We start from the raw sequence: 12,123 nt of genomic DNA, 5'->3' as shown, positions 1-12,123 counted from the left end.
GTCCGCATTCTAGCCAGGGGTGACCGTCTTCGGCCATCCACATGCGGCGCCGCTCGATAGTGTCGCGAAAGGAGGAGACAAGTTGATGGCACGAGACGATTCGCACGCGCTCACGCGCACAGGCCCGCTCGCGGCGCTGGCCATCTCCCTCGCGGCGCCCGCAGGCTGCGGCGGAGGCGAGGAGACGAGCACGACGAGCACGACGCCGCAGACGACGTCCACGTACGAGGACCCCCCCGAGCTCCAGCCGGGCGCGGATGGAGCGTACGAGCTGCGTTTCGGCCCGAGCGAGGTCGAGATCGACGGGCGGCGGTTCTGTCTCCGTGCGTACAACGGAATGACGAGCGGCCCGACGATCCGCATTCCGAAGGGCGAGGATCGCAAGGTCCACGTGACCCTGCATAACGACTTCACGAAGAGCGACTTCCGCGAGATCGCGAGCATGATGGGCCATGGCAACAGGTCGTGCCACGACTTCAACCTGACGAACTTGCACGGCCACGGCCTGCACGTGCAGCCCAACTTCGCGACGGACGATCCCGCGGACCCGTGCGAGGGGGACGGCTGCGCGCCCGAGGGGAGGTATTTCGGCGACCACGTGCTGCACGAGGTGGGGCCGGGCGAGAGCGCCCGGTACCGCTGGGACCTGGACGAGGACGGGATCCACCACGAGGGCACGGACTGGTACCACCCTCACATCCACGGCTCCACGGCCATCCAGGTCATGGATGGGGCCGCCGGGGCGCTCCTCATCGAGGGCGCGCTCGACGAGCTGCCCGGCATCGCCAGGGCCAGAGAGCGGGTGATGGTCATGACGCAGGTGCCCATCGATCACGCGAACACGGTGCCCTTGAAGGAGGGAGAGGCCTGCACCGAGGACAACCTGTCGGTGACCGACTTCCTCGCGGTCGAGTCGCTCCGGGCCACGCTGATCAACGGCAAGCTCAGGCCGCGGCTCACGACGCCGCCCGGGCAGGTGGAGCGCTGGCGCATGGTCTACGCGGGCAGCCCGGACGAGATGGGGATGAAGCTCCACGCCGCGAAGGACGCCTCGTGCTCCGATTTCGACAAGGCGCCCATCGAGACGACGCAGATCGCGCGCGACGGGCTGACGCTCCCGCAGTTCTACAGGAGCGACACGGTGTGGGTCTCGCCCGGGTACCGCGCCGACGTGATGGTGAAGATGCCTGAAGGCAAGCAGACGCTCTGCCTCGTCGGGCGACGGCCGAACGATCTCCTGGGGAGCGTGATCGCGATCGTCGATGTGGATCCGAGCGCGGGCGAGCCGACCGAGGTGAACCTGCCCGCGGAGGCGGACGTGGCCGCGCTCGCGCCACCCACCTCGTGGACCGGCACGGTCGATGGCAAGGAGATGGAGGTGAGCTGCGATTCGGTCGAGGCCGTGCACCAGAAGGTGGTGCTCCTCGTGCCCACGCCGGGGAGCCAGCCGCCCGATCTCAGCAGCGATGTGGCGCTCATGTCCTGTGACCCGGGAGAGCACCCGCACGAGGTCGATCCGGACGCGCCGGTGTGCATCTGCCCGGATCCGAACATCAGCTGCCGCAAGTTCGACGAGCGGCGCGCCCGCGGCTACCGGAGCGATCGGGTCATGACCGTCGGGAGCCCGGAGCGGTGGGAGATCCGCGCGTTCGACGGGCACCCTTTCCATATCCACATCAACCCGTTCCTTGTGTGCCCCAACAAATCGAACAAGGAGCCCAACTTCGCCCACTGGCGAGACACCATGTGGGTCCAGGTCGAGGACGGGCCGCGCGACGTGATCATGAACCCCAGGAAGTTCACGGGCCAGTTCGTGGCGCACTGCCACAAGCTGAACCACGAGGACGAAGGGATGATGGAGCTCGTGGAGATCTGCGACCCGGGAGATGAGGAGTGCCTGTGTCAGGGGACGGACGAGAGCGGCGCGTGCATCTCCCAGGCAGGGTGTCAGCCGGACGATCTCGCGTGCCAGTTCGCGAAGACGGCGACCGACGCGTACCCGGCGCCGCCGCCGCCGAACCTCGAGCTCTGCGGGCCGTGATGGCGCGGCGGCGCGCCGCGCCCGGGACACGCGCCGCGAAGCCCTCGAGCCTGGAGCTCTGGCTCTACCTTCATCGCGGGTCGCTCGGCGCCGCGCGCATAGCGCACGCTCGCACGCGCAGCCGCGGCACGCAGCGCGCGGCGCCGCGAGGCGGCACGTTTGTCGCACGGCGCGCAGGGTCGAGCTCACGTACGAGCTCGGACTGGGGGAAATCATGGCCCAGACCGTCGGCGAGTTCCTGCTGAGGCGCCTCGTCGCGTGGGGTGTCCGGCGCGTCTATGCCTATCCAGGCGACGGCATCAACGGGATCGTCGGGGCGTTCCACCGCGTTCCGGACCTCCGGTTCATCCAGGTGCGGCACGAGGAGATGGCCGCGTTCATGGCGTGCGCCCACGCGAAGTTCACCGGCGAGGTCGGCGTGTGCCTGGCGACCTCGGGGCCCGGCGCCATCCACCTCCTGAACGGGCTCTACGACGCGAAGCTCGACCACCAGCCGGTCGTGGCCATCGTCGGCCAGCAGGACCGCGCCGCGCTCGGCGGGCACTACCAGCAGGAGGTCGATCTCCTGACGCTCTTCAAGGACGTCGCGCACGAGTACGTGCAGATGGCGTCCTCTCCCATGCAGATCCGCCACCTCATCGACCGCGCGATGCGCATCGCCAGGGCGGAGCGCACCGTGACGTGCGTCATCGTCCCGAAGGACGTCCAGGAGCTCGACGCCGTCGAGCAGCCCCCGCACGCGCACGGCACCGTGCACTCCGGCATCGGCTACGCCTCGCCGCGCGTGGTGCCGAAGGAGGAGGACCTGCGGCGCGCGGCCGACGTGCTGAACGCCGGCAAGCGGGTCGCGATGCTGATCGGCCAGGGCGCGCTCGGGGCCGCGCCGGAGATCGTGCGCGCCGCCGAGATCCTCGGGTGCGGCGTCGCGAAGGCGCTGCTCGGCAAGGCGGCGCTCCCCGACGACCTGCCCTGGGTGACCGGCGCGATCGGCCTGCTCGGCACCAAGCCGAGCTGGGAGATGATGGCCAACTGCGACACGCTCTTCATGGTCGGCTCGAACTTCCCCTACCCGGAGTTCCTGCCGGAGGAGGGCAAGGCGCGCGGCGTCCAGATCGACATCGACGGCCGGATGCTCGGCCTGCGCTACCCGATGGAGGTCAACCTGATCGGCGACAGCGCCGAGACGCTGCGGGCGCTCATCCCCTACCTCAAGCTCAAGACGGACCGGTCGTGGCGGCGCAAGCTCGAGGAGAGCGTCGCCGACTGGTGGAAGGTGCTCGAGGCGCGGGCGATGAACGACGCCGATCCTCTGAACCCGCAGCGTGTCTACTGGGAGCTCTCGCCGCGGCTGCCCGACGGCTGCATCCTGACCGCCGACTCCGGAACGTCGGCGAACTGGTACGCGCGCGACATCAAGATCCGGGCGGGGATGATGGCCTCGCTCTCGGGGACGCTGGCGACGATGGGACCCGCGATGCCGTACGCGGTCGCGGCGAAGTTCGCCTTCCCCGACCGCCCGGTCGTCGCGATGGTCGGCGACGGCGCGATGCAGATGAACGGCATCAACACGCTCATCACCGTCGCGAAGTACTGGCGCGAGTGGAAGGACCCGCGCCTCGTCGTGCTGGTGCTCAACAACCACGACCTGAACATGGTCACCTGGGAGCTGCGCGCCATGAGCGGCGATCCCAAGCTCGAGGCGTCCCAGACGCTGCCGGACTTCCCGTACGCGGCCTACGCCGAGGCGCTCGGGCTGCGCGGCGTGCGGATCGACCGCCCGGACCAGGTCGCGCGCACGTGGGACGAGGCCTTCCGGGTCGACCGGCCGGTGGTGGTGGAGGCGATCACCGACCCGGAGGTCCCGCCGCTGCCGCCGCACATCACCCTGAAGCAGGCCGCGATGCTCACGTCGGCGCTGCTCCGGGGCGACCCGGGCGGGCGCGGGGTCATCCGCCAGGCGTACCGCGACATGATCGAGAGCTGGATCCCGCACCGGGGCTGACGGAGCGCGCCGGCCGGCCCCGAGGCGGAGACGCTCGCGGACGAGCTCTCGCGCGCGATCGACGGCGATCCGCTTCGCGCGGGCGACCGGGCGCTCCACGCGACCGATGCGTCGAACCGGCGAGCGCCCTGGTGCACCGGTGGGGAACGGCGATTGCAAATGCAGAACCCATGGAACCATCCGGTGTGATCCGGTTCGATCTGGAGAGGGTCTCCCGTTCCCTGGGCGAGCGCGGTCATGTCCGCGCCGAAGCCGCTCCCGCGGCGCCGCCAGGCCTCGCCGAGCCGATCGAGCGCAGCGAGGAGCGGCTCGCGTGCGATCGGGTCACGGCGAAGGCGAACCTGCGCGTCATCGAGGGCGGCGCCGCGCCCACGGCCCGGCGCCTCGCCGCCGCCGCGGCCGTCGCGCTCGCCCTGGCGACCGCCGCGGCCGTGGCGGCACGCGCACGTCGCGAACACCGGCGCCTCTGGTGAGGGGCACGAGGCCCAGACGAGGTCAGGGAGCGCTGAGCCAGGGTCACACCGCCGGCGGCTCGGTCTGGCGTTGCCACGCGCGGTGCATGGCGATCGCCTTGACGAACGCCGGCGCCGCCGCGGCCACCGCGTCGTCCGGCAGGACGAGCAGGCCCGGGTCGGCCCCCGCGGCGGCCTTGATGCCGGCGGCCTCGGCGAGCGGCGCGGCCGACGCTGGCACGAGCAGCGGCTTGCAGTGGCGGTACTGGAGCTGGACGAACTCGACCGCGAGCCCGTCGCGCGCCAGCGCCGCCGCGCCCCTGCCGGGCAGCAGCGCCGCGGCGTCGAAGAGGACGCTCGGGGCCGCCTCGACCGTGACCTCGACCGGCAGCTCGTCGCCCTCGGCGGTGCGCACCACCCCGAGGCGCGCGCCGACGTAGCGGGGCACCACGCCCGCCACCAGCAGCGCCTCGTAGAGCGCGCCCGCCTCCGCCCCGCTCACGCCGTCGGCGACGAGGAGCGCGACGCGGCGGCCGAGGATGCGGCCATCGCCGGGCCGGGCGAACAGCGACAGGGCCGGCGACGCCACGACCTCGGGGTCCTTGACGGGCGGCGCCACGATCGAGAGCGGCTCGGGGAGCGGCATGCCGAGGTCGGCCGCGACCTGCGCGGCCAGCCCTTCGTCGACGTTCCGCAGCATCCGGACCATGCGCTCGCGGATGGCCTGCGTCTGCACGCGCGTCAGCTCGAAGCGGAAGGCGCGCGCGATGTGCGCGCGCTCGACGGGCGTCTGGCTCGCCCAGAAGAGGCGCGCCTGCGTGTAGTGGTCCGCGAACTTCTCGGGCTTCGCGCGCAGCTTGCTCGGCTCGGTCGCCGCCTGCTGCGCCAGGAGCCGCTCGGCGACCGAGGCGAAGCCGCGCGCGCCGGCCTGGAACGGGCAGCCGCCGGCGAGCGAGTTGGGCTCATAGTTCACGCGGCCGCGGTTGATCGCCTGACGGTGGAAGCCGTCGCGCTGGTTGTTGTGCACCTCGGCGACCGGCGCGTTGATCGGGATCTCGTGGAAGTTCGGCCCGCCGAGGCGCGAGAGCTGCGTGTCGAGGTACGAGAAGTTGCGCCCCTGGAGCAGCGGGTCGTTCGTGAAGTCGATGCCGGGCACGATGTGCTGCGTGCAGAACGCGACCTGCTCCGTCTCGGCGAAGAAGTTGTCCGGGTTGCGGTTCAAGACGAGCCGGCCGACGGTGCGCAGGGGCGCGAGCTCCTCCGGCACGATCTTGGTCGCGTCGAGCACGTCGAAGCTCCACCGCTCGGCCTCGGCCTCCGTGAACGTCTGGATCTGCAAGAGGTACTCGGGGAACGCGCCGCCCTCGATGGCCTCCCACAGATCGCGGCGGTGGAAGTCGGGGTCGGCGCCCGCGATCTTCACCGCCTCGTCCCAGTCGAGCGAGTGCGTGCCGAGCACGGGTGTCCAGTGGAACTTCACCAGCGTCGCCTCGCCGGCCGCGTTGACGAGCCGGAAGGTGTGCACGCCGAAGCCCTGCATCGTCCGGAAGCTGCGCGGGATCGCCCGGTCGCTCATCTGCCACATGACCATGTGCATCGACTCGGGCATGAGCGAGATGAAGTCCCAGAAGGTGTCGTGCGCGCTCGACGCCTGCGGCATCTGGTGGTGCGGCTCGGGTTTGACGGCGTGCACCACGTCCGGGAACTTCATCGCGTCCTGGATGAAGAAGACAGGGATGTTGTTGCCGACAAGGTCCCAGTTGCCCTCTTCGGTGTAGAACTTCACGGCGAAGCCACGCACGTCGCGCACCGTATCGGCGCTGCCGCGCTCGCCCGCCACGGTCGAGAAGCGCACGAAGACCGGCGTCCGCTTGCCGACCTTGGCGAAGGGCGCGGCCTTGGTGAGCGAGGTGATGTCCTCGGTGCACTCGAAGTAGCCGTGCGCGCCCGAGCCGCGCGCGTGCACCACGCGCTCGGGGATGCGCTCGTGATCGAAGTGCGTGATCTTCTCGCGCAGGATGAAGTCCTCGAGCAGCGTCGGGCCGCGCAGCCCCGCGCGCAGCGAGTTCTGGTTGTCGCCGACGGGCACGCCCTGGTTCGTCGTCAGCGCCCGACCGAGCGAGTCGACCCGATGCTTCTGCAGAGGCCCCTGGTTCGGATTGGCGCCCGGCGCCGCCTTGGCGCCGTTCTTCTCGGACTCGTTGCTCTCGGTGATCGTGCTCGCGGTCGCGTCGAGGTTCTCGGGCTTCGCCGTGGCACCTTGCGGCGGCTGTGGCATTTTGCCGCGTAGCGCGTACTCGGCGCCTTTGTTCACGTTCTCGGGGATCGCGGCGACGAGCGCTTCGGTGGCGTCGACCTTCGCGTCGAGGCGGTCGGCTGCCGCCACGTGGCGCACCCGGGCGTCCTCGCTGCTCGTCCCGCTGCCGAGCGCGGTCGCCGCGCGCTCGAGGAGGCTGCGTTTCGTCCGTGCCGCCCGCGGCTTGGCCGACGGGCCGCCCATCGATTGCTTCGCGCTGCCCGCGCCCTTCTCGGTCGGCGCCGGCTCACTGGACGACGGCTTCGCGGGGTCTTTGCGTTCGGTCATGAGATGTCCTCCCGGAGAGCCGGGGTTTCAGCAAAGGGCGCACCAACACGCGTCCTGGCAGGGCGGCGGCCACAGCCGGATCGGGCCGTCACCCGCAGGCTGACGCTCACCTCAATCGGGTACACCAGGCGGCATGGAGCCTGCGTCCTGCGCCGTTGAAGTGCAGCACGCTCGCACGTCCACCTCGCCAGCGCGCGCCGCCGCCGCCGTCGGGCTCGGCGCGCTCGGCGTGCAACTGCACGTTGTAGGAAGGGTCGAGCGCGGCGCCGGCGCCGATGCTGGCGAGGGCGAGGTTGAGCGCGGCCTTCTGGCGCCACCGGACGTCGCGGCGCCCGTGCACCCATTGCGCGATCCCGGCGGAGGAGCGGAGCCACCCGTCGACCGCCTCCAGACCCACGCGGTCGGCCACGAAGAGCCCGTCGTTCACGACGTGGGGATACGCCGCGAGGGCGGGGTCTCCGCGCGTGAGTGAAGAGATCTCCCCTGCGGTTCCATGATAGATCGACGTGAGGGCAGCGCCGAGGCTCGCAGGGCCGCCGGGCATGGACTCGGGCGCGATGAGCACTTTCCCGGCCGGCAGGCGCGCGTGCTGCTCGAAGAGCTCGGCGAGCGAGTCGAGCACGAGCAGGTCGGCGTCGAGGCAGAGGTACTGCCGCGCATCGACGGCGCGGGCCATCGAGTAGAGCACGCCTTTCAGCGCGGGGGACGGCGCGCGCGTCGCGCGGCATCGCACGACCTCGGCGCGGTGCTGCGCGGCCACCCGCTCGCAGCCCGGCGACCCCCCCTCGATGAACACCACCTTCAGCGCGTCCGGGATGCAGCCGCGGCGTTCGATGGAGTCGAGCAGCGCGTCGAGAAGGCCCGCCTGCCCCTCCCCCGCGACGACCGCCACGCAACGCTCCGCGCGGAGGGGCGCGGAGGGGCGCGTCACGTCCGCGGCGTCGAGGCAATCGCGGAAGGCGTCGCGCCCCGCCGGCGGCGGCACGTCGCGCGCAGGTGCCGCCCCCGAGGCAGCGGCGCGGTACCGCTCGACAGCGGCCTGCGGCATCGTCGGCGGCGCCTCGACGCGGCGCCAGCCCGAGGTGTCGAGGAAACGCCCCGCGTCGAAGCGCCACGCGTTGCGCCCGTGGCGCACATACACGAACACGCCGCCGTTCCCCACGCGCTCGAGCCGAGCCCCGCGGGTCGTGAGCGCCCGGAGCAGGGCGGCGTCCTCGGCGAGGTTCGTGTCAGGATACCGGGCGCCGCCATCGAAGAGGGACCTGCGGAACATCAATGTCCCTCCGTGCACGTCTTCCACGAACATCCGCTGGTGGAGCCGCCTCGACGTGCCCCAGAACTCCCCCTCGGGCAGCTTCAGCGTGTAGGCGTTCTCGAGCCCCGTGACGTCCGCGCGCCCCGCAGCGATGGGCTCGGCCTGGAGGCGCAATCGCTCGGGGCCGTACCAGTCATCGTCGTCCCAGTGGGCGATGAGCTCCCCCGTGGCGCTCTGGCACGCGACGTTGCGCTTCGCGCCGATGGACATCTTCTGCGGGAGGCGCACGTAACGCACGCCGGAAGCGCCCTCGCAGAGGTCGCCCACGGGATCGCCGCCGTCGTCGACCACCACGAGCTCGCGATCGGGCAGCGTCTGCGCGGCGAAGAGCTCCAGCGCGAGCGTCACGAAGGGCCTCCGGTCGGCCGTGGGCATGATGCACGACACGCGAGGCAGCATCGGTGAACGCCGCGGCAGTCCGTCCGCGCCCCTCGCCGAGGGCAGCGCGTCGGGGTCCACCCGCGTCCACGCGCTGCTCGCGGGGCGCTTGGGCGACACGTTGCCCGGGTGCACCGTGGCGACGCAGAGGCCAGGATCCGCGAGGTCGACGAGGCGCCCGCGCGGCACCGAGCGCACGAAGCGGGTGTCCTCGCCCACCTGCACCTCGGCGAAGGGGTTCTTCTCCCAGAAGGCCTTTCGATACGCGAGGGTGGTGCCCGTGACGTACGCGTCGGCGCCGCGATAGTCATAGCGCCACGCGCGCCCCGTCGCGGGCTCGTGGAACCAGACAGTGCGGCTGCCGCACGCGTCGGCGTCGCGCGAGCGCAGCGCCTCGAGCTGAACGCGCACGCGCCACGGGGGGTACCAGTCGTCGTCGTCCCAGTGCACGATGACCGCGCCCCGCGCCTCGCGGCAGAGCGCGTTGCGCTTTTCGCCCAGCGAGAGCTTCGTGGGATGGCGCAGGTAGCGTATCCGCGGGTGCTCGGGCACGAGGTCTCTCACCGCGTCGGCGCCGTCGTCGAGGATCACGAGCTCGATCGCGTCGATGTCCTGCGACAGAAAGCCCTCAATCGCCCGCGGCACGAAGGCGCGTCGATCGTGCGTGGGCATGATGCAGGTGGCGAGCATCGGTCGGCAGCGTCGGCGCTCCGCTCACGACGGCGTGGCGGCCTCACGGGTGCGGCGGTTCTCGATCACGGCGAGACCCAGACGGTCATCTTCGTGCATGCCGGATTCCGCCGTCCACAGGCGCGTGACATCATACCCCGCGGCCTGGATCCGCAAGAGGGCTTTGCCGACCGTGCCGTGCGCATAGATCGCGTCGTGGATCAGGATCAGGCCTCCTGGGCACACCAGGCGTGACGCCAGCTCGAACTCGGCCCAGACGTGCTCCTCGGTGTGGATCGAGTCGAGCAGCGCAGCCTCGTACCGCTCCCCGGCCTCCAGCGCGGCGGCCATCCCCTCGAGCGAACCCACCGTGCGCTCCTCGATGCACCGACGGATGGATTCGGGCAGCATTTTCCACAGCTCGCTCCGCTCCGCGTGGCGATAGGGGTCGAGGGTGACCACCCGGCCCTCGGCGCGATGAGCCACCGCCGATGCGAGGCAGGCGGCGGAGATGCCGCGGGCGGTGCCCGTCTCGAGGACGCGCACGCATCCGTTGGTGCGCACCAGGTAGTGGAGCAGCGCCAGCAGAGGGAACGTCGAGGGGTCGGCCACCCGGGCGGTGGTGGCGTCGGTGACGCCGTAGAACGACCAGGCGAGCGATGCGAGCCCGAAGCGCCCGACCCACGCGCGCAGCGCGTCGAGGAACGCCCCGTAGTGGTCGCCGCCGCCTCCACCCGTGAGGGGGTCGGAGACCCGCACGAACTGGTTGCGCTGCTCCGGGTACTTGCGCCGGCCCACGCCGCTGAAGTGGAGCACCCGCACCGGCCGGCCGTGCCACTCGGCGCGCGCGCGGCCGTCGCGCTCGGCCCACTCCACGTCCTGCGCGTGGAGCTGGAGGTTCCAGGTTGGATCGAGCTCGACGGCGCAGTCCAGCCGGGCCAGCGCCAGGTTGAAGATGAACTGGTTACGCCACCAGTTGTCGCGTCGCTGGTCCACCCACGCGACCGCTCCAGGGAGCTCTCTGATGAAGCCGTCGAGCGCGAGCATCGCCGAGCGTTCGGCCGCGAACAGCCCGTCGTTGACGGCGAGCGGGTACGCGAGCTCGGCGTCGGTGATCTTCAGCGCCTTGAGGTCGTTCGCGTTGCCCCAGTACGCGTCGCGGAACGCCTGGCCGAGGTTCGCGAGCCCCCGGCTGTTGCCCTCGCGGCACACCAGGATGCTCCCGCAGGGCGCCGCCTCGAGCGCGGCGAAGATCGGGCGCAGGTCGCCCAGCACCAGCATATCGGCGTCCAGGCAGAGGTACCGCTCCGCGTCGACCACGCGTGCGACCGTGTAGAGCAGCGCCTTGCTCGTCGCGTTGATGCGCGCGTGCGACCGGCAGGGGATGAGCGTCGCGCCGTACTTACCCGCCACCCTCACGCACTCCGCGTCGGCGTCGAGCGCGAACACGACGAGCAGCGCGTCCTGGCAGCCGCCGTGGGCGTACAGCGACCCGAGCATGTCGTCGAGCAGCTCGGTGTACCCCGGAGACACCACCGTCGCGATGCAGCGCCGCGCGGACGGCACCACGCGAGGCAGGGTGATCTCGGCGCGTCCCAGGCAATCGAGGAGGTGCTCCGCGGCGCGCGCCGGCGGCGCCTCGTCGAGCACCGGGTCGAGCCAGACCGCGTGGCAAAACTCCCAGCGGCTCGTGCGGATCTCGAGCTCCAGGGTGTTCGCGCCGCGCAGGTCGGCGACGAGCTCCCGCGGCGGCGCTCCCGCGAGCACGTGAGGCACGACAGCGACGAGGCGGCCATCGGCGAATACCGAAAAATCCGCGGAAGAGCGGCCTGGCGGCACGTCGTCGTTGAGCGCCACGTGGCAGCGGAGAGCGCCGTAGCGCCCGCCGAGCGGGAAGCGCACGCGCGAGGGCGGGTGCGCGCTCAGGGCGTGCGAATACGAGCGGTCGGCGACGCGCACGGGCTTGTTCTCGTAGCCGAGGCTGCCGTGAAGACCGAGCTGGCCATAGCCGACACGAACCTGGGTGGGCGTGAGGTCGGTGAGATACACGGGAAGGGGCTCCATCGCCGCGGGGCGTCTCTTGACGCCGATGGTCGTTGAAATGCACCTCGCGTTCAAGCCACAAGGTGCTCTCGGCCCGAGCTTGACCGCGGGCGTGACGATGCTTCCCGCGGGCTTCGGCGACGGAGGGAACAGCCGCGCGGCGCCGGGTCGTGCGCCAGCGCGGGGTGCCGCGCGCTCATGTCGAAGCGAGTGGCGCGATCTTCGAGGAAGACCGTGTTGAACGCGGACCGGGACGCCCCCTCGTAGTCCCCATCGATGAAGGAGCGGGGGTCATCATGGATGACAGCTGCTCTGCCCTCACCCGTCGCCATCCGACGGCTCCTCGAAATCGAGGTGGAGGTCGTCGTACAGATCCTTCAAATACGAACGCGCCTCCGCGTCGTTCACGACGAAACGGTTGGCCTCGTCCTGCACCAGCTTGGTGAGCGTGCCGGAGGGCAGGGTCGTCGACAGCACCTCTCGGAACGCACGTGACAGGTCGACGCGGTAGGGGTGGTTTGGCGGAAAGAGCTCTAGCACCCGCGTCGTGCCCAGGATGTCGAGCTCGTACTCGTGATAGTGCGCGCGGAGGAATATCTCGAGCAGCTCCAATGCTTCTCTCTGAGCGTCCGTCACCTT

General features: G+C 71.0%; 7 protein-coding genes. 3 read left to right on the top strand and 4 right to left on the bottom strand.

The annotated features are described in order from the left end of the window. The first annotated feature begins 85 nt into the window (after window positions 1–85). From WME82_RS11785 to WME82_RS11775, 3 genes are all read left to right on the top strand, one after another. A complete protein-coding gene (locus WME82_RS11785; RefSeq protein ID WP_438042913.1) occupies window positions 86–2,041 on the top strand; it encodes a multicopper oxidase family protein in 1,956 nt (651 codons plus the stop codon). Between the two features lie 214 nt (window positions 2,042–2,255). Continuing rightward, window positions 2,256–4,043 (top strand): thiamine pyrophosphate-requiring protein, encoded by a 1,788-nt coding sequence (locus WME82_RS11780; protein ID WP_438042912.1) that lies wholly within the window; start codon window positions 2,256–2,258, stop codon window positions 4,041–4,043. A 170-nt stretch (window positions 4,044–4,213) separates the two neighbouring features. Continuing rightward, window positions 4,214–4,516, top strand: coding sequence for a hypothetical protein (locus tag WME82_RS11775; protein ID WP_438042911.1), 303 nt, complete (start codon window positions 4,214–4,216; stop codon window positions 4,514–4,516). Window positions 4,517–4,559: 43 nt separating this feature from the next. Here WME82_RS11775 and WME82_RS11770 read toward each other — a convergent pair whose 3' ends face one another. The 4 genes from WME82_RS11770 to WME82_RS11755 all read right to left on the bottom strand — a co-directional run bounded on the left by WME82_RS11770 (window position 4,560) and on the right by WME82_RS11755 (window position 12,120). Then, complete coding sequence (locus WME82_RS11770; protein ID WP_438042910.1) at window positions 4,560–7,079, bottom strand: catalase; 2,520 nt, start codon at window positions 7,077–7,079, stop codon at window positions 4,560–4,562. A gap of 106 nt (window positions 7,080–7,185) precedes the next feature. After that, the gene (locus tag WME82_RS11765; RefSeq protein ID WP_438042909.1) at window positions 7,186–9,462 is read right to left on the bottom strand and encodes a glycosyltransferase family 2 protein; all 2,277 of its coding nucleotides are present in this window, start codon (window positions 9,460–9,462) and stop codon (window positions 7,186–7,188) included. Window positions 9,463–9,486: 24 nt separating this feature from the next. Beyond that, entirely contained in the window at window positions 9,487–11,505 is a 2,019-nt protein-coding gene (locus WME82_RS11760; RefSeq protein WP_438042908.1) for a CmcI family methyltransferase, read from the bottom strand. Between the two features lie 297 nt (window positions 11,506–11,802). Then, window positions 11,803–12,120, bottom strand: coding sequence for a hypothetical protein (locus WME82_RS11755; RefSeq protein ID WP_438042907.1), 318 nt, complete (start codon window positions 12,118–12,120; stop codon window positions 11,803–11,805). Window positions 12,121–12,123: the final 3 nt, after the last annotated feature.

Origin of the sequence: Sorangium sp. So ce128, assembly GCF_051525245.1 — a bacterium.
Classification (GTDB): domain Bacteria; phylum Myxococcota_A; class Polyangia; order Polyangiales; family Polyangiaceae; genus Sorangium; species Sorangium cellulosum_B.
This window is presented reverse-complemented; position numbering and strand designations above follow the sequence as displayed.

Bases quoted from the DNA above. Each gene is read 5' to 3' on its own strand.
- WME82_RS11785 (WP_438042913.1), top strand. From the start codon at position 86: ATGGCACGAGACGATTCGCACGCGCTCACGCGCACAGGCCCGCTCGCG.
- WME82_RS11780 (WP_438042912.1), top strand. From the start codon at position 2,256: ATGGCCCAGACCGTCGGCGAGTTCCTGCTGAGGCGCCTCGTCGCGTGG.
- WME82_RS11775 (WP_438042911.1), top strand. From the start codon at position 4,214: ATGGAACCATCCGGTGTGATCCGGTTCGATCTGGAGAGGGTCTCCCGT.
- WME82_RS11770 (WP_438042910.1), bottom strand. From the start codon at position 7,079: ATGACCGAACGCAAAGACCCCGCGAAGCCGTCGTCCAGTGAGCCGGCG.
- WME82_RS11765 (WP_438042909.1), bottom strand. From the start codon at position 9,462: ATGCTCGCCACCTGCATCATGCCCACGCACGATCGACGCGCCTTCGTG.
- WME82_RS11760 (WP_438042908.1), bottom strand. From the start codon at position 11,505: ATGGAGCCCCTTCCCGTGTATCTCACCGACCTCACGCCCACCCAGGTT.